20 protein-coding genes are annotated in these 16416 nt (G+C 64.0%); 4 read left to right on the top strand and 16 right to left on the bottom strand.

Annotated elements, in window-relative coordinates; translation table 11 throughout:
• Positions 1-58 precede the first annotated feature (58 nt).
• Together AUL38_RS11435 and AUL38_RS11430 are read left to right on the top strand one after the other, a co-directional pair.
• Positions 59-979: an ABC transporter ATP-binding protein gene (locus AUL38_RS11435; RefSeq protein ID WP_235590701.1), complete on the top strand. Its 921-nt coding sequence runs from the start codon at positions 59-61 to the stop codon at positions 977-979.
• Positions 976-1767 carry an ABC transporter permease gene (locus AUL38_RS11430; RefSeq protein ID WP_083506821.1) on the top strand — a complete coding sequence of 264 codons (792 nt, stop codon included), beginning with the start codon at positions 976-978 and terminating at the stop codon, positions 1765-1767. The genes AUL38_RS11435 and AUL38_RS11430 overlap by 4 nt, the downstream gene beginning before the upstream one ends.
• A 7-nt stretch (positions 1768-1774) precedes the next feature.
• Here AUL38_RS11430 and AUL38_RS11425 read toward each other — a convergent pair whose 3' ends face one another.
• From AUL38_RS11425 to prmC, 15 genes are all read right to left on the bottom strand, one after another.
• Positions 1775-2269, bottom strand: a complete 495-nt coding sequence (locus tag AUL38_RS11425) for a DUF1307 domain-containing protein (protein ID WP_059062296.1) — start codon at positions 2267-2269, stop codon at positions 1775-1777.
• An 8-nt stretch (positions 2270-2277) separates the two neighbouring features.
• Positions 2278-3156: a PP2C family serine/threonine-protein phosphatase gene (locus AUL38_RS11420; protein WP_153006566.1), complete on the bottom strand. Its 879-nt coding sequence runs from the start codon at positions 3154-3156 to the stop codon at positions 2278-2280.
• Positions 3157-3161: 5 nt separating this feature from the next.
• On the bottom strand, positions 3162-3944 hold the full coding sequence (locus AUL38_RS11415) for a YaaA family protein (protein ID WP_059062292.1): 783 nt from the start codon (positions 3942-3944) through the stop codon (positions 3162-3164).
• 57 nt (positions 3945-4001) lie between these two features.
• Positions 4002-4262, bottom strand: coding sequence for a F0F1 ATP synthase subunit epsilon (locus AUL38_RS11410; RefSeq protein WP_059062289.1), 261 nt, complete (start codon positions 4260-4262; stop codon positions 4002-4004).
• Between the two features lie 2 nt (positions 4263-4264).
• On the bottom strand, positions 4265-5710 hold the full coding sequence (gene atpD / locus AUL38_RS11405; RefSeq protein WP_059062288.1) for a F0F1 ATP synthase subunit beta: 1446 nt from the start codon (positions 5708-5710) through the stop codon (positions 4265-4267).
• 24 nt (positions 5711-5734) lie between these two features.
• Positions 5735-6619: a F0F1 ATP synthase subunit gamma gene (locus tag AUL38_RS11400; protein WP_059062286.1), complete on the bottom strand. Its 885-nt coding sequence runs from the start codon at positions 6617-6619 to the stop codon at positions 5735-5737.
• 79 nt (positions 6620-6698) lie between these two features.
• Positions 6699-8324 (bottom strand): F0F1 ATP synthase subunit alpha, encoded by a 1626-nt coding sequence (gene atpA, locus AUL38_RS11395; protein WP_059062284.1) that lies wholly within the window; start codon positions 8322-8324, stop codon positions 6699-6701.
• Positions 8325-8379: 55 nt separating this feature from the next.
• The gene (locus AUL38_RS11390; RefSeq protein WP_059062282.1) at positions 8380-9156 is read right to left on the bottom strand and encodes a F0F1 ATP synthase subunit delta; all 777 of its coding nucleotides are present in this window, start codon (positions 9154-9156) and stop codon (positions 8380-8382) included.
• On the bottom strand, positions 9156-9704 hold the full coding sequence (locus AUL38_RS11385; protein ID WP_059062280.1) for a F0F1 ATP synthase subunit B: 549 nt from the start codon (positions 9702-9704) through the stop codon (positions 9156-9158). Before AUL38_RS11385 ends, AUL38_RS11390 begins: the two co-directional genes overlap by 1 nt.
• Before the next feature lie 33 nt (positions 9705-9737).
• On the bottom strand, positions 9738-9965 hold the full coding sequence (gene atpE / locus AUL38_RS11380; RefSeq protein WP_059062278.1) for an ATP synthase F0 subunit C: 228 nt from the start codon (positions 9963-9965) through the stop codon (positions 9738-9740).
• A 57-nt stretch (positions 9966-10022) separates the two neighbouring features.
• Positions 10023-10826, bottom strand: coding sequence for a F0F1 ATP synthase subunit A (gene atpB / locus AUL38_RS11375; RefSeq protein ID WP_059062276.1), 804 nt, complete (start codon positions 10824-10826; stop codon positions 10023-10025).
• A 221-nt stretch (positions 10827-11047) separates the two neighbouring features.
• Entirely contained in the window at positions 11048-11548 is a 501-nt protein-coding gene (locus AUL38_RS11370) for a 3-oxoacyl-ACP reductase (RefSeq protein ID WP_235590700.1), read from the bottom strand.
• On the bottom strand, positions 11545-12750 hold the full coding sequence (locus AUL38_RS11365) for an MraY family glycosyltransferase (protein ID WP_059062274.1): 1206 nt from the start codon (positions 12748-12750) through the stop codon (positions 11545-11547). Before AUL38_RS11365 ends, AUL38_RS11370 begins: the two co-directional genes overlap by 4 nt.
• Positions 12751-12752: 2 nt before the next feature.
• On the bottom strand, positions 12753-13493 hold the full coding sequence (locus AUL38_RS11360; protein WP_083506819.1) for an L-threonylcarbamoyladenylate synthase: 741 nt from the start codon (positions 13491-13493) through the stop codon (positions 12753-12755).
• A gap of 11 nt (positions 13494-13504) precedes the next feature.
• Entirely contained in the window at positions 13505-14395 is an 891-nt protein-coding gene (gene prmC / locus AUL38_RS11355) for a peptide chain release factor N(5)-glutamine methyltransferase (protein ID WP_059062272.1), read from the bottom strand.
• Between the two features lie 170 nt (positions 14396-14565).
• Here prmC and cysK point away from each other — a divergent pair, with 170 nt between their 5' ends.
• Positions 14566-15501 (top strand): cysteine synthase A, encoded by a 936-nt coding sequence (cysK, locus tag AUL38_RS11350; RefSeq protein ID WP_059062270.1) that lies wholly within the window; start codon positions 14566-14568, stop codon positions 15499-15501.
• Positions 15498-16067: a serine O-acetyltransferase EpsC gene (gene epsC / locus AUL38_RS11345; protein ID WP_059062269.1), complete on the top strand. Its 570-nt coding sequence runs from the start codon at positions 15498-15500 to the stop codon at positions 16065-16067. The genes cysK and epsC overlap by 4 nt, the downstream gene beginning before the upstream one ends.
• On the opposite strand, the gene AUL38_RS11340 is transcribed toward epsC, so the two are convergent.
• Positions 16060-16413 (bottom strand): iron chaperone, encoded by a 354-nt coding sequence (locus tag AUL38_RS11340; protein ID WP_059062267.1) that lies wholly within the window; start codon positions 16411-16413, stop codon positions 16060-16062. The genes epsC and AUL38_RS11340 overlap by 8 nt on opposite strands.
• Between the last annotated feature and the right edge of the window lie 3 nt (positions 16414-16416).

The raw sequence follows: 16416 nt of genomic DNA, 5'->3' as shown, positions 1-16416 counted from the left end.
GTCTTCCACTCTCGCCTCTCCGCAGCGGCCTCCCACAGGCCGACCCCACTTCGCCCCAGTGCTCCTCATCGAAGGCCTGACGAAGCGCTACCGCGGCAAGCCCAACCCCGCCAACGACAACATCACGCTCGCCGCACACGCCGGTAGGGTACTCGGCGTCCTCGGCCACAATGGAGCGGGCAAGACCACGCTCGCGAACCAGATCGTCGGTTTGCTCAAGCCGAGCGAAGGCTCGATCGCGGTGGCAGGAATCGACGCGGTCGCCCACCCAGACCGCGCCAGGCAGCTCGTCGCCGTGCAGGCACAGGCGAACGTGCCAATCACTGGCCTGACCCCACGAACCGCGATCGAACTCGTCGGCCGCATCAGAGGCGGGGCACCTCAAGCGGTGCACCAGCGCACCCTCGAGCTCCTCGACGCGCTGGATCTTGGGCCGTGGGCTGACACCCCGGCGCAGAAGGTCTCGGGCGGCGTTGCCCGCCTCACGGCGTTCTGCATGACCGTCGTGCACCCGAGCCCGCTCGTTATCCTCGACGAGCCGACGAACGATGTTGACCCAGCGCGGCGCCGCCTGCTCTGGGACGCGATTCGGGCGACAGCAACAGCGGGATCCGCAGTGTTGCTGGTCACGCACAATGTTCGCGAGGCCGAGCACACCGTCGATGACCTCGTCGTGCTCGACAACGGCAGCGTACTCGCTGCCGGGACGCCGGCGCAGCTCACAGGACACCTCCACGGGGAACTATTCCTCGAGATCGAGGGTGACGCCCTGCCGGAGCTGCCATCGGGTCTGCACGCGAGCATGGTGCGCGCGGCACAGGCAATCGTCCCAGTTCCCGCGGCCCGCGGTGCAGAGTGCGTTGCCTGGGCACAATCCGCGGTCGGACGCGGAGAGATTGAGCGTTTCTCACTCACCCCTGCCTCACTCGAGGACGTCTATCTTGAACTCGTCGGCGCCGGATCGGAGGAGGCAGCATGAGCACCACAGCACTCCCCCAGGCCGGCGCGCACCACAGCGCCCCCGGTCGAGCTCTTCAGGGGCTCCGCGGCACGCTGCTGCTCATTCAGTGGCAGGTGCGCAGACAAGCTCAGTTCCTCCCGCTCATGGTCGTGGTACAAACCGCGCTCGCGGTCTCCACCGTGCTCGGGTATGGGATCCTCATCGGCGACGTTGACCCCGAGGCGGCACTGTTCCTCGCGACCGGAGCACCCACCATCAACCTCATCGTCATCGGCCTCGTGATGGCACCGCAGGCCACCATGCAATCACGCATGGAGGGAAGCGCGGACTGGCTCCGCACACTCCCTCTCCCGCGCGCAGCATATCTCGCCGCCGACCTCACAGTGTGGACGGCGCTCGCGCTTCCCGGCCTCGTGCTCGGAGTGATCGCCGGCGCGCTGCGCTACGACATCACCTACGACATCTCACTCTGGATCGCGCCCGTCGCGATCCTGGTCGCACTCACCGCGGCAGCAATCGGCTACGCTTTCGCGACGCTTCTCGCGCCGATGATCACCCAGCTCGTGACACAGCTACTCGTGTTCCTGCTCCTGCTGTTCTCACCAATCAGTTTCCCCGCAGATAATCTTCCGGGGTGGCTGCAGGCCGCCCACGCGGTGCTGCCCATCGAACCGATGGCGAACCTCATGCGGGCCGGGCTAGCGGGGCACACATTCGAAGCGAGTTGGACCGACCTCGGAGTCGTCGTCGTGTGGTGTGCCGCGGCCGTAACAGCCGCGATCCTCGCGCTCAGACGACGGGGCTAACGAAGCGTTACTCGACCTCGGTGAAGCCAGCACCTGTGAGCGATGCTACGGCCTCTTTCAGGCTCACCTTCGTGACGGCGGCGGGATCCTCCTCGGCTCCGGCTCCCGTCGCATTCGCGAAGGCCTCAACATCGAGATCCGTGTAATTCATCGTGACCGTCTCGACGAGCTCGGTCTCCCCGAACTCGATCGCGTGATCGACCCCGCGAATTCCCTTGTACTGTTCAACGAGCTCGCCGACCTGTTCTTCAGCGGCGGCGCGATCCGCGATCCCGCTCTCCGCGTAGACCACGATATTTTCGGTGGTCTGCTCAACCACGTCATCGCCTTCAGCGACGTACGTGACGGTGAGCGTCGCCCCATCCGCCGACTTGGTCAGCGTGGTTTCGCTCCGCTCTCCGGGCCCACTGCTGCACCCCGTGAGCGCGAGAGCGGCAACCACCAACGCCGCCCCCAGCTTTGCCGCAAGAACCGAACGCGAGGAGAAAGAGTTGGTGCGCACGTGTGCTCCTATTCGTTTTGAGCGTCGCCGCTGACATCAAGATCTATGCCGCTCGAAGCAAGGCTTCCGGTATCGATGACGTCGCCGACGGCGTGCACGTCAACCACGATGACCGTGACGTTGTCTCGCCCGGCATTGTTCAAGGCCTGTTCAACGAGGGTTCGTGCCGCATCCTCGGCGGTCTGCTGCGTTGACAGGAAGTACTGGATTCCGACGTCCGTGAGTTCCTTGGTGAGCCCATCGGAGCAGATGAGGATCCGCTGGCCCGGGATCAGGGCAAGCGAGGTGTAGTCGGGAAGGGGCGCTTCGCCGAGCCCGACCGCACGAGTAATGACGTTCGAGTGCGGGTGCACCTCCGCCTCTTCCTCGGTGATCGCTCCCGTATCGAGCAGGTGCTGCACCACTGAGTGATCGACCGTGATCTGGCTCAGTGCGCCCTTGAAGTACTGATAGACGCGCGAATCCCCGATGTTGATGACCTTCCACACCGGTACGTCGCTCTGCTCCCCGATGATGACGCCCGTCACCGTCGTGCCAGCCCCAAGCTCAGTGTCACCCGTGTCGATTTCAATGTCATCGACGGCCTGGGTGAGGATGTCCAGAATGTCGTCCTCGGTGACCGAGAGGTCGCCAGCGAGCTCGTTCAACCGGCGGACAACCGCAGCCGAAGCTACCTCACCGGCCGAGTGGCCGCCCATGCCGTCAGCGACTGCAAAGACCGGAGGCACCGTAATATAGCTGTCCTGGTTCGTCTCACGACGGTTCCCGACGTGCGTGATGGCATGCCAGGAGAGCTCAATGTCGGCTTCCCCGCCAGAACGGTAGGCGAGGCGTCGCCTCACTGCGTTGTCGCCGTGGGTCGTCACCTGTTTGTCTCCTGCACTCATGTATTCTAACGGCTCGCGGCCGGTTTCCCCTGATCGGTCACGAGCCGCACGGTTTCATCGGCGGCAGAGCCACTCATTTCGAGCCCCTCGATAGCAGCCCAAGCAAGTAATTCATCCCGCGATGCAATCTGCGGAGCCGCCAGGGCTAACCGGTGCACGAGGTCGCCCTTTGCGGCCTTATTGAAATGGTTGAGTGCACGCACTTCCCCATCCGATCCCCGCGCGACGACATCGAGGTAGTCCGTGCGCTCAGCTCCGAGTACCGACAACGGCGCGAGTGCCGCGTAGTCCTTTGAGCGCAGATCGAGCACGTAGTCAGCTCCTAAGAGCGACTCACGGTGTTCGGCGGCCCAGAGCTTCGCGAGGGGCTTCCCAAGCTCGGGCAGCCGGGACGAGGCCGACAGCCGGTACCCGGGGATCAGGTCACTGGCACGGAGCAGCCCGAAAAGCGCAGACTGCACGTGCACGTGTGCGTCGATCCAGGCCCGGGCGGCCACGGGCAACTCAGCAACCGCGAGTGCGTCGAACAGCACCCCGGTATACCGCTCGATCGCGGGCATCGCACCGCTCGTGTCGAGCTCGAGGTTGCGCAGCCGTTCGTCGCGGTTCTTTACGCCCAGTTTGAGCGCCTTCGTGGCGCCTTCCTCGTCGCCGCTCACCCGTTCGAGGGCCGCGCGCACTTCGTCTCGTGTCGCGCCACACTGCTGGGCGCGGAAGAGCTCCGCCTGGGAAAACGAGTGCCGCCCTCCGAGACGCTTGGTCTCGGAGGGCGGCAACAGGATACGCATGGTGGTTCTAGCCTAGCGCGTGACGGGCGTCAGCCCAGCCGTAGCGTTCACTCGAAGCTACGCTACGAGCACGGCATCGCCGGCGACGATGGTCACGGTGTCGTGGTCGACGGATAGGAACCCGTCGTCCGCGTTCACAGTAACCTTCGAGCCGTCTTCCGCTGTCACGCGAACCTCACCCTTGGCGAGGAGCGCGAGGAACGGCTGGTGACCGGTGAGGATACCGATCTCGCCCTCGACGGTGTTCGCGACGACCTGGCTGGCTGCACCAGACCAGATCTCGCGCGTCGCGGAAACGACCTTGACGTTGAGCGCCATGATTAGGCCATATCCTTCTGCATCTGCGCCCACTTCTCTTCGACGTCGGAGATACCGCCGACGTTGAAGAATGCCTGCTCGGCAACGTGGTCGAACTCGCCCTTGGCAATAGCGTCGAACGACTCGATGGTCTCCTTGAGCGGAACCGTCGAACCCTCGACACCGGTGAACTTCTTCGCCATGTAGGTGTTCTGCGAGAGGAACTGCTGGATGCGACGTGCGCGCGATACGGTGATCTTGTCTTCTTCAGAGAGCTCGTCAACACCGAGGATCGCGATGATCTCCTGGAGTTCCTTGTTCTTCTGGAGGATCTGCTTCACCGTGGTCGCAACGCGGTAGTGATCCTCGCCCAAGTAACGGGGGTCGAGGATACGCGAGGTCGAGGTCAGCGGATCAACTGCGGGGTACAGACCCTGCGATGCGATCTCACGCGACAGCTCGGTCGTTGCGTCGAGGTGGGCGAAGGTCGTCGCCGGAGCCGGGTCGGTGTAGTCATCGGCGGGCACGTAAATTGCCTGCAGCGACGTAATCGAGTGGCCACGGGTCGAGGTGATGCGCTCCTGGAGCACACCCATCTCGTCCGCGAGGTTCGGCTGGTAGCCCACTGCCGAAGGCATGCGGCCGAGCAGCGTTGAAACCTCGGAACCTGCCTGCGTGAAGCGGAAGATGTTGTCAATGAAGAGGAGCACGTCCTGCTTCTGCACGTCACGGAAGTACTCAGCCATGGTGAGGGCCGAGAGTGCGACGCGGAGACGGGTCCCGGGCGGCTCATCCATCTGGCCGAAGACAAGGGCGGTCTTGTCGAACACGCCTGCCTCGTCCATCTCGTGGATGAGGTCGTTGCCCTCACGGGTACGCTCGCCAACACCGGCGAACACCGACACACCACCGTGATCCTGCGCAACACGCTGGATCATCTCCTGGATGAGGACGGTCTTACCGACGCCCGCACCACCGAAGAGGCCGATCTTGCCGCCCTGAACGTAGGGGGTCAAGAGGTCGATGACCTTGATGCCGGTCTCGAAGAGCTCAGTCTTCGACTCAAGCTGGTCGAAGGCCGGCGGCTGGCGGTGGATGCTCCACCGTTCGCTGACCTCGATGGTCTCACCCTCGGGGAGGTTGAGGACGTTACCTGCAACGTCGAAGACCTTGCCCTTGGTGATGTCGCCGACGGGAACGGTGATCGACTCGCCGGTGTCGGTGACTTCCTGGCCGCGGACGAGGCCATCGGTGGGCTTCAGTGCGATCGCGCGGACAAGGTTGTCGCCGAGGTGCTGGGCAACCTCAAGCACGAGGGTGAAAGGCTCCGTGCCCTCGCCCATGTTGACGGTCGTCTCGAGTGCGTTGTAGACAGCGGGGATCGCGTCGTGCGGGAACTCGATGTCGACGACGGGGCCGGTGACTCGGGCGATGCGCCCGACGACCTTGGTGGTGGCCGTATCGGTCATGTCTCTTCCTTCTTCGTACTGGTATTAGGACAGCGCGTCAGCGCCGCCCACAATCTCGGAAATCTGCTGGGTAATTTCCGCCTGGCGTGCGTTGTTTGCAAGGCGGGTGAAGTCGCGAATGAGCGTGTCAGCGTTGTCGCTCGCCGACTTCATCGCCTTCTGCGTGGCTGCGTGCTTCGCGGCGGCCGACTCGAGCATTGCGTTGAAAATACGCGACTCGATGTAGTCGGGCAGCAGCTTGTCGAGGACGACGTCTGCTTCCGGCTCGAACTCGTACAGCGGGCTTACATCGCTCGCCTCGGCGACGCCCTCGACGATCTGCAGTGGCAGCAGGCGGGTAACCTGCGGCGCCTGCGTGACCATGCTGATGAAGCGGTTGTACACGAGATGAATCTCCTGCACTCCCCCCTCGGCAGTGTCGCGGCCGAACGCTGAGATAAGCGCATCAGCGATTTCCTTGGCGGTCTCGAATACCGGGGCCTCGGTGTCGCCCAGCCAGATGCGCTCGGAAGCGCGGCGGCGGAACGTGAAGTACCCCTGAGCCTTACGGCCAATGAGGTAGTACGAGATGTCCTTGCCCTCGGCGCGAAGCAGCTCAGTGAGCTCCTCCGCCTCCCGAAGTACCTGCGAGTTAAACGCACCAGCGAGCCCACGATCGGAGGTGAAGATCACCACCGCCGCGCGCTCGACCTTGTCAGCCTCGGTCAGCAGCGGGTGATCAGCCTTCGCGTGCGTCGCGACCGCCGATACAGCCCGGGTGATTGCCTGGGTGTACGGGGTCGAGGCGTCAACGCGTGCCCGAGCCTTCTGAATGCGTGAGGCAGCGATGAGCTCCATCGCACGGGTGATCTTCTTGGTCGTCTGGGCAGAGCGAATGCGCTGCCTGTAGACCCGAAGTTGCGCTCCCATGTCTCTCCTGTGTTGTCTGGAACTGGCTGGTTAACAAAGCGGTGAGGTGGTGGGGGCGCGTGCGCCCCCACCGGCCCAACTACTTCTTAACTACCAGCTGCTCCTGCTGAATCTCTGACTCGTCGAGCGCATCGAACTGCTCGGTGAGGGACTTGCCCTCAGCGGTGAGGAACTCGCTCTTGAACTTCTCGATCTGCTTGGTGAGCTCGTCAACGACCTCATCCGAGAGGACGTTGGTCGAAGCGAGCGTCGACAGCGCGTCGGAGTTGCGGCCTAGGTAGTCAAGGAACTCGCGCTCAAAGCGGAGGATATCGACGACGGGGACGTCATCGAGGTAGCCCTTGGTACCGGCCCAGATCGAGACGGTCTGATCCTCAACCGAGAACGGTGAGTACTGCGGCTGCTTGAGCAGCTCGGTGAGGCGTGCGCCTCGCTCCAGCTGCTTGCGGCTCGATGCGTCGAGGTCGGATGCGAACATCGCGAATGCCTCGAGTGCGCGGTACTGAGCGAGCTCAAGCTTGAGCGTGCCCGACACCTTCTTGATCGACTTCACCTGAGCGTCGCCGCCCACACGTGACACCGAGATACCCACGTCGACCGCGGGGCGCTGGTTCGCGTTGAAGAGGTCCGACTGGAGGAAGATCTGGCCGTCGGTGATCGAGATCACGTTGGTCGGAATGTACGCCGAGACGTCGTTCGCCTTGGTCTCGATGATGGGAAGACCCGTCATCGAGCCTGCGCCGAGCTCGTCGGACAGCTTTGCACAACGCTCCAGCAGACGCGAGTGGAGGTAGAACACGTCACCCGGGTATGCCTCGCGCCCCGGCGGGCGGCGCAGCAGCAGCGATACGGCACGGTAGGCCTCAGCCTGCTTCGAGAGATCATCAAAGATGATGAGCACGTGCTTGCTGTCGTACATCCAGTGCTGGCCGATTGCCGAGCCGGTGTACGGAGCGAGGTACTTGAAGCCTGCGGGGTCAGATGCGGGAGACGCCACGATCGTGGTGTACTCCATCGCGCCTGCGTCCTCGAGCGCGCCCTTTACCGAAGCAATGGTCGAGCCCTTCTGGCCGATTGCGACGTAGATGCAGCGAACCTGCTTGTTGGTGTCGCCCGACTCCCAGTTCGCCTTCTGGTTGATGATCGTGTCGATCGCAAGAGCGGTCTTACCGGTCTGGCGGTCGCCGATGATGAGCTGACGCTGGCCACGGCCAACGGGGATCATCGCGTCAATCGCCTTGATGCCGGTCTGCAGCGGCTCGTGCACCGACTTACGCTGCATGACGCCGGGAGCCTGGAGCTCGAGCGCGCGGCGGCCCTCGATACCAGTGATCTCACCCAGGCCGTCGATCGGGTTGCCGAGCGGGTCGACCACGCGGCCGAGGTAGCCCTCGCCGACGGGGACCGAGAGGACCTCGCCGGTGCGGGTGACTTCCTGGCCCTCTGCGATACCCGAGAACTGGCCAAGAACGACAACGCCGATCTCGTCCTCTTCGAGGTTCTGTGCAAGGCCAAGCGTGCCGTCAGCAAAGCGGACGAGCTCGTTAGCCATAACGCCGGGGAGTCCGGAGACGTGTGCAATACCGTCAGCGGCATCGACGACGGTTCCGACCTCAGTCTTGCCCGCCTGTGCAGGCTCGTACGATGCTGCGAATTCATTCAGCGCGCTGCGGATCTCGTCCGGGCTGATTGCGAGTTCTGCCATTTCGTTTCCTCTATCTGTTCCGGAGAAACTCTCCGGCAAGTAATGAAGTTGTGCTCTACGCAGCGAGCCGCTGGCGGAGGTCTTCCAGGCGTGCCCGGACACTTCCGTCGATGACATCATCAGCCATCTGAATGCGAACGCCGCCGATCAGGTCAGGATCCACAATCGTGGTGACCTTGACGGCGCGACCTGCAGTCTGCTCGAGGAGCGTTGCAAGCCGCTGCTGCTGCTCGGCCGTCAGCGGAGCCGCAACGGTAACCGTGGCGAGTTCGCTGCCGCCCTGATCCGCTGCGACGCGTGCCCCGGCGCGAAGCGCAGAGTTCACGCGGCGACCGCGCGGGTGAGCAACGAGGTAGCTGACGACGCCCAAAGCGCCCTCCGCGAGCTTGCCGGAGAAGATTTTCTCCGCGAGCTTCGCCTTCGCTGCCGGATCGCCAAGCTTGTTCCCGAGCTCGAGTTCGAGCTCATGGCTCGACTCGATCACGGAAGCCGCTGCGAGCAGCTCGTCGGCCAGACCGGGCTCGGCCAGCGACTGAGCGCGGAAACCGAGCTCCTCGACGCCGTCGATGAACTCCTCGGAGTTCGACCAGGACTGCTCGACCGCTGCGGTGAGCACAGAGCGCGCGCCAGCCGACAGGCCGGTGAAGACCTTACCGACGAGCTCCGCTTTCGCGGAGGCCGGAAGCGATGCGTCAGCGAGCGACGCAACGAGGGCCGGTGAGCCGCCGAGCAGCGCAGCCGCGTTGAGCAGCTCCGAACCGACAGCTTTCCCGAGGCGACCGTTGAGCGCAGACTTCGCAGCCGCAAGTGCCTCGCGTGACGCGCTGCCCATTACTTCGCCGCCCGTTCGGACGCTTCGAGCTCGACGAGGAAGCGGTCGACGAGCGCCGATGCCTTCTTGTCGTCGCTCAGGCTCTCGCCGACGACGCCAGAGGCGAGGTCGATAGCGAGCGAGCCAACATCCTTGCGGAGCGAGACGAGAGCACCCTGGCGCTCAGCCTCGATCTGCACCTGAGCAGCCTGCGTGATGCGAGCCTGCTCGGTAGTTGCGTCTTCCTTGGCCTTCGAAACAATCTTCGTGGCGTCGGTGCGAGCCGCTTCGCGGATCTCGCCAGCTTCCTGGCGAGCGCTTGCGAGCTGGGCGGTGTACTCCTGGAGCGCTGCCTCAGCCTTTGCCTGAGCCTCATCGGCCTTGGCGATATTTCCTTCGATCGCTTCGGCGCGTGCGTCAAGCATGACCTGCACCTTCGGGAGGAACACCTTCCAGAACGCGACGAGGACAATGAGGAACGCGATCGCCGACCAGACGATATCGTACGTCGCGGGAAGCAGCGGGTTCTGAGTCGTACCCTCTGCAGCGAACTGTACTGCGTAATTCATCTTGCCTCCCTTTCGAGACTAGTGAAAGGTTCGTTATCCCTGGAAGATGAAGTAGGTGGCAACACCGATGAGCGCGAGCATCTCGGTGAACGCGATACCGATCCACATCATGCCCTGGAGCTTGCCTGCAAGCTCAGGCTGGCGTGCGGTGCTTTCGATGGTCTTGCCAACGACGATGGCCACACCGATGGCGGGCCCGATGGCTGCGAGGCCGTAGCCGACGGTTGCAATGTTGCCCGAGATATCAGCGAGAACAGACACAGTATGTGTTTCCTTCCGTATGTGGGTTCAGCACTAGCCGAACCCAGGGGGGTTAAATTAGTGCTCGTCAGCCAGCGCGAGCTGGATGTAGAGCGCGGTGAGCAAAGTGAAGACGTAAGCCTGGAGGCCCGAGACGAACATCTCGAAAAGCGTGAAGGCGAAGCCGAACACGAACGTGCCCGCACCAAGCGCCGGGAAGATCCCGCCGGCCTCAAGGATGAAGAAGTTGGTTGCGGCCCAGAGCAGCACGAGGATCATGTGACCGACGAGCATGTTCATGAGGAGTCGCAGCGCAAGGGTGACCGGGCGCATGATGAAGGTCGAGAGGAACTCAACCGGCGTCACGAGCAGATACATGGCCTTGGGCACACCAGCTGGGAAGAGCGAGTTCTTGAGGAACTTGCCAGGGTGCTTCTTTACACCGGCGTAAATGAACGCGACGTAAGCGACGACGGCCATCACGATGGGGAAGCCAACCACGGACGATGCCGCGATGTTGAACCCGGGGATGATGCCCGTGATGTTGAAGGCGAAGACGAGGAAGAAGATCGTCATCAGCAGCGGCTGGAAACGACGTCCCTCCTTTACGCCCAACTGGTCCTCGATCGTGTTCTTACGAACGAAGTCAAGGGCGAACTCGAGCACACCCTGCGCACGACCGGGGATCACGCGCAGGTTGCGCGTGCCCAGCCAGAACAGGAGGAGGAGAACGATCACCATGACGACACGGATGATCATGATCCGGTTCATCTCGAACGGGGTGCCTTCAAAAAGGACCGCCGCCGGGAAGAAGTCATCGAGGGTTGGGCCGTGGAATCCGCCCTCATCGGTGCGGACAAGTCCGGGGGCAACGAGGTGCATAGCGTTAGCGAACAGGCCATTCTCCTGATTCGGGGCGCGGCTTTCGCCGCACGGCTTCGAACGATGGTCGTGACCCATGCACGCGGGCACTCAGAAGTAGCGCCACATGGCTGGGAACGAACTTATCCTAACAAGGTTTCACCGCGAGCGAAACTCGACGGGCCCTTGGGCGCGCGAAGATTCGGCGCGGGCTGGGAATCTTCCCTCAAGCTTGCTGAGAATTACGGCAAATCTGCGACGTATGGTACACGCGCCTTGGCCACAATGATCACATCGATAATGATCGAGGCGAGCACCGTCGCGACCAACGCGATGAACAGTAGCTTGGGGTCGAGCCAGGGCTGATCGCGCAGCAGCAGCGCGGCGACGACGAATCCGATGAGCTTGAAAACCCATGCCCCCATCACAATGCCCATAAAGATCTGCAGGTAGACGGGGCTCTGCACAAACCGGTTCGCGAAGGCGATGCTCCCGACCGTGATGAGCAGCAGCACTCCCCCGATCGCCGCACCGATGAGCCCACCGAAGAGCCCGGTGCTTCCGCTCACGAAGTAGCCGATGACCGCGAAGGCCACCATCGCAACGACGGTGACGATGGCCCCCCAGCGCACACCGCGCAGCAGCATCGGCTGCGATGAGGGCATCGGGTATTCACCGTCGCCGTAGGTCGTCGGCTCCACCCCGGGAGTGTTCTGGGCGTCGGGCTGCACGGGAGTGCTCACTCGGAGGTCCTTTCAATAGACGCGCCTCCGGCGGCAGCGGGCGCTTCCGGGGCTTCGACGGGTGCGCCCCGCCGCCCTAACGCTATCAAGCGGCGCTGCGCGGCTGCTGCACGCACGCCGCGCGCGGGGAACCGCACCAACAACACGCACGCGATGCCACCGACCACCAACACGATGAGGGGAAGCACGAAGCTCTGGCTCGTGAACACCAGAAGTCCCGCGGCAGACAACACTGCGGTTCCGAGGTAGAAGATCGACACGGCCTGCACGGGAGAATGCCCCATGTCGAGGAGTCGGTGGTGGAGGTGTTGCCTATCTGCCTCGAAGGGGCTCTTGCCGGCTCGCAGTCGGCGAAGCACCGCGAGTGCGAAGTCTGCCAGGGGAAGTGCGAGCACCGCGAAGGGCAGCAGGATCGGAATGTAGCTCGCGAGCACGAGTTTCAGGTCGAGTGCTGCGGGATCGATCTCTCCGGTCACCGACACCGTTGAGGTCGCCATGAGGAGGCCAACGAGAAGGGCGCCGGTGTCCCCCATGAACATCTTCGCCCGGTGCCAGTTAAAAGGCAGAAACCCGACACAGATGCCGACGAGCGCGAGGGCGATGAGGCTCGCGAACGTGACGGACCGTGAGCTCCCGAGCTGTGAACTCAGGATCAGCGTGTACACGAAGAACGTTCCACTCGCGATGATCGCAACACCAGCAACAAGTCCGTCGAGACCGTCGATGAAGTTCACCGCGTTCATCACCAGCGTGATGAGAAAGACGGTGAGCACGAAGTTGACCGTGGGCGAGCCGATCACGAGCGTGTCACCCACGGGAATCGAGACGATCTGCACGCCGTTCCAGGCCAGCACGCCGGCAGCGAGCAGCTGCGCCCCCAGCTTGATCATCCAGTCGAGATCGAGCAGGTCATCGAGCACACCGATGACCGCGATGAGGAGACAGGCTCCGATGAGTGCCCACATCTTCAGGTCAGCCCGGAAGAGGCCCTGAAACTCGGCAAGCATCGTCGCAACGCCGAACGCGGCAAGCAACCCGACGAACATCGCAACGCCACCGAGACGTGGCGTCGGGTTCTGATGCACGTCACGCTCACGAACCTCTGGTGCCAGCCGGAACCGTCGCGCAAGCCTGAGCACGCAGTACGATGCCGCGGCGGTCACGATCACCGCAACCGCCAGCACCACCAGGTACGAGAGCATGGCTACTCGCTAGCCTTGGCTGCCTCGGAGTCGGGGGCGGGGTCTGGCTCAGTGCTGGGGGTGCCGGCGGAGGGTGCCGTAGCGGTGACAACCGTCGCACCCGGCAGCGCCTCCTGCAGCTGCTGCGCGGTGATTGCCCCTGACCGCAGCACACGGACGGTGCCCGTGCCGTCGGCCTCAAGCGTTGTGGCGTCGATGATCGTGGACGCTTCGCCGCGGGCCTCTCCCCCATCGAGGTACACCGCGACCGAGTCGCCGAGCATCTGCTGTGCTTCCGCAGCGCTCCCCGCAGCAGGGTCGCCGGTGCTGTTCGCCGAGGACACGGCAAGCGGCCCGGTTTCCTGCAGCAGTTCCCGCGCGAAGTCATTGCCTGGAATACGCAGCGCGACGGTGCCGCCGGTCTCGCCAAGGTCCCAGCTCAGTGCGGGATTCGCCTGGGTGATGATCGTGAGCGGCCCGGGCCAAAACGCGTCGGCGAGGGTGTGCAGCGCCTCAGTGGCATCAGCTGCGAGCGCCGCGAGGGTGCCAGTGTTGGGGATGAGTACCGGGGGCGGTGACTGCCGACCGCGGCCCTTCGCGTCAAGCAATCGCTGCACGGCTTCCGGGGAGAACGCGTCTGCCGCGACACCGTAGACGGTGTCGGTGGGCAGCACGATGAGTTCGCCGCGACCCAGGGATTGGCGGGCAAGCCGCGTCCCCTGCAGCAGCTGAGCACCATCTGAACAGTCAAACACCTCGGACATAGTTCGCAATTCTACTTCAGTGCGGTGGTGGCGCGGTCGCGCCCGGTCAGATCGGGGTGCGTGGCGCATGCGCGCCAGCCGTCGGCCGCCAGCAGATCACGGATTGCTGCCCCCTGGCCCTCCGCGTGTTCAAGGACGAGGGTCCCGCCGGGAAGGAGGAGCATCGCAGCGACCCGGCTGATCACGCGGATGACGTCGAGCCCGTCGCCGCCCCCATACAGGGCAAGCGCTGGATCGTGGTCGCGCACCTCGGCGTCGCGTGGCACCATCGCATCGGGCACGTACGGCGGATTCGAGATGACCACGTGGGTTTGCCCCACGAGTTCCGCCGGCGCAAGAGCGCCAGGTACGAAGTCTGCGAGGTCCCCGTGAATCAGCGTGACGCGTTCGTCACCGTGCACGGCGACGTTCTCCGCGGCCCAGGCGTGAGCCTCGGTGCTCTTCTCGACCGCCCACACGCGTGCCGTCGGCACTTCGGCAGCGAGCGCGAGTGCGATCGCACCGCTCCCCGTGCACAGATCTACCGCGAGCGGCGCCGGAGTGGGGGCCAGCGCAAGCGCATCAATCGCGAACTGCGCAACGATCTCGGTCTCGGGGCGCGGCACGAATACCCCCGGCCCGACGCGGAGCTCGAGCGACCGAAACGGAGCCCGCCCCGTGAGGTGCTGCAGCGGCATGCGCTCGGCGCGCAGCTCCGCGAGTTCGGTGATGCGCTCACGCTGCGCGGGCGTCACCCGCTCACCCATGATGGCCAATGCCTGCACTCGTCCCCGACGTTCGTCGAGCACATGGCCGACGAGCAGTTCGGCGTCGACGTTCGGATCCTCAATACCGGCCGCGTCGAATTGTGCACGGAGCTCGGTCAGCAGGTCGGTCAGCAGTGGACCAAGGTCGTCATTCACGTCCCCATTGTCTCGCACCTTCACGCCACTCCGAACCGGAGGGAATACCCGGGAGTCAGCGACGTTGTAACACAGCGACGCTTACATAAGCATTCAGAACATTTCAGATAACCTGGTGGCATAACTCGCGTTCGCAGAACCACACTTACTTGACACGGAGGGCACCCCGCATGGCTCGGATCCACGACAACATCACACAGGCCTTTGGCAACACCCCCCTCGTCCGCCTGAATCGGGTGACCGAGAACGCAGGCGCAGAGGTATTCGCCAAGCTGGAGTTCTACAACCCTGCCGGCAGCGTGAAGGATCGCATTGGCGTCGCCATTATTGATGCGGCTGAACAGTCGGGCGAGCTCAAGCCCGGCGGCACCATCGTTGAGGGCACGAGCGGCAATACCGGTATCGCGCTCGCGTTCGTCGGAGCGGCGCGTGGCTACCGCGTGATCCTCACGATGCCCGAGACCATGAGCGTTGAGCGCCGCAAGCTGCTCGCCGCGTACGGCGCTGAGATCGTACTCACCGAGGGCCCGCTCGGCATGAAGGGCGCAGTCGCGAAGGCCGAGGAGATCGCTGCCAGCACCGAGGGCGCCGTCCTTGCGAAGCAGTTCGGCAACCCGGCGAACCCGGCAATCCACCGCGCAACAACCGGCCCGGAGATCTGGAACGATACCGACGGTGCGGTCGACATCTTTGTCGCAGGCATCGGCACCGGCGGCACCATCACCGGGGCGGGCGGATATCTGAAGGCGCAGAACCCGAACGTCAAGGTCATCGCCGTCGAGCCGATCGACTCGCCGCTGCTCACCGAGGGCACCGCTGGCCCACACAAGATCCAGGGGCTCGGCGCAAACTTCGTCCCTGACGTGCTCGACCGTGACGTCTACGACGAGGTCATCGACGTCGCACTTCCGGATGCGCTCGCCAAGGGTCGCGCCCTCGGAACCGACGAGGGCATCCTCGCCGGCATCTCGGGCGGAGCCGCGGTCTGGGCCGCCGTTGAGGTTGCCAAGCGGCCAGAGAACGCCGGGAAGAAGATCGTCGTCATCGTTCCCGACTTCGGCGAGCGCTACTTCTCGACGGTGCTCTACGAGGACCTCGCAGTTTGAGCCTGTTTTCTCGCATCCGTGAGGACATCTCGGCGGCCCGCGCGCACGATCCAGCTGCGCGCGGGCCGATCGAGGTGTTTTTGCTGTACTCGGGGCTGCACGCTGTGTGGTGGCATCACGTCGCTCACGCGATGTGGCGCCGCGGCATGCGGTTCCTCCCCCGCGCAATTTCGCAGCTGACACGCTTCTTTACCGGGATCGAGATCCACCCTGGAGCGACGATCGGCCGTCGGCTCTTCATCGACCACGGCATGGGCATCGTGATCGGCGAGACCGCTGAGATCGGCGACGATGTGTTGATCTATCACGGCGTGACGCTCGGCGGCACGGGCCACCAGAGCGGGAAGCGGCACCCGACCGTTGGCGACCGGGTAGTCCTCGGCGCCGGAGCGAAGCTGCTCGGGAACATCACTATCGACGACGATTCGGCAGTTGGGGCGAATGCGGTTGTGGTCCGCTCGGCTGGTCCCTGGATGACGCTCACCGGCATCCCTGCAACAGCCAGGCCGCGGCGCGGCGCTCCAGTTGCTGAACACCCCAACACCGCGGGGTTCTACGTCATCTAGCTTCGTCGATCTGGGCGATCCGCCGCTCAACGAAACGTGCAAGCAGCTCTGGGGGCAGCATGTCGCCTTCTCGCAGGTGAATCGCACCCGTTGTGCTGCCAAGACCAGCCTCGGTGACATCCGTCGCAAGCTCGCCAAGGTTGCCGTGTGGGTACACCCCGATGTGCTTCTTGGTGCTCATCACGGAGAAGAGCCCCTTGCCTCGGTAGAGCAGCGATGGCATGCCGTAGGAGACACCCTCCGTTGCTTCCGGCGCGAGGCGGCGCACCTCGTCGTAGAGCGCTGCAATGCGCCCGCGGGTCGGTTCGGTCAGCGTCTCCAGGTAGTCACTCACTTCATGCGCCATGGC

Origin of the sequence: Leucobacter sp. G161 (assembly GCF_001482305.1) — a bacterium.
Taxonomy (GTDB): domain Bacteria; phylum Actinomycetota; class Actinomycetes; order Actinomycetales; family Microbacteriaceae; genus Leucobacter.
The sequence above is the reverse complement of the archived record's forward strand: the minus strand, read 5'-3'. Positions and strand labels throughout refer to the sequence as shown.

Excerpts from the sequence above, each read along its gene's own strand:
- AUL38_RS11430 (WP_083506821.1), top strand. The coding sequence starts at position 976 with ATGAGCACCACAGCACTCCCCCAGGCCGGCGCGCACCACAGCGCCCCC.
- AUL38_RS11420 (WP_153006566.1), bottom strand. The coding sequence starts at position 3,156 with ATGAGTGCAGGAGACAAACAGGTGACGACCCACGGCGACAACGCAGTG.
- AUL38_RS11415 (WP_059062292.1), bottom strand. The coding sequence starts at position 3,944 with ATGCGTATCCTGTTGCCGCCCTCCGAGACCAAGCGTCTCGGAGGGCGG.
- AUL38_RS11410 (WP_059062289.1), bottom strand. The coding sequence starts at position 4,262 with ATGGCGCTCAACGTCAAGGTCGTTTCCGCGACGCGCGAGATCTGGTCT.
- atpD (WP_059062288.1), bottom strand. The coding sequence starts at position 5,710 with ATGACCGATACGGCCACCACCAAGGTCGTCGGGCGCATCGCCCGAGTC.
- AUL38_RS11400 (WP_059062286.1), bottom strand. The coding sequence starts at position 6,619 with ATGGGAGCGCAACTTCGGGTCTACAGGCAGCGCATTCGCTCTGCCCAG.
- atpA (WP_059062284.1), bottom strand. The coding sequence starts at position 8,324 with ATGGCAGAACTCGCAATCAGCCCGGACGAGATCCGCAGCGCGCTGAAT.
- AUL38_RS11390 (WP_059062282.1), bottom strand. The coding sequence starts at position 9,156 with ATGGGCAGCGCGTCACGCGAGGCACTTGCGGCTGCGAAGTCTGCGCTC.
- AUL38_RS11385 (WP_059062280.1), bottom strand. The coding sequence starts at position 9,704 with ATGAATTACGCAGTACAGTTCGCTGCAGAGGGTACGACTCAGAACCCG.
- atpB (WP_059062276.1), bottom strand. The coding sequence starts at position 10,826 with ATGCACCTCGTTGCCCCCGGACTTGTCCGCACCGATGAGGGCGGATTC.
- AUL38_RS11365 (WP_059062274.1), bottom strand. The coding sequence starts at position 12,750 with ATGCTCTCGTACCTGGTGGTGCTGGCGGTTGCGGTGATCGTGACCGCC.
- AUL38_RS11360 (WP_083506819.1), bottom strand. The coding sequence starts at position 13,493 with ATGTCCGAGGTGTTTGACTGTTCAGATGGTGCTCAGCTGCTGCAGGGG.
- cysK (WP_059062270.1), top strand. The coding sequence starts at position 14,566 with ATGGCTCGGATCCACGACAACATCACACAGGCCTTTGGCAACACCCCC.
- AUL38_RS11340 (WP_059062267.1), bottom strand. The coding sequence starts at position 16,413 with ATGGCGCATGAAGTGAGTGACTACCTGGAGACGCTGACCGAACCGACC.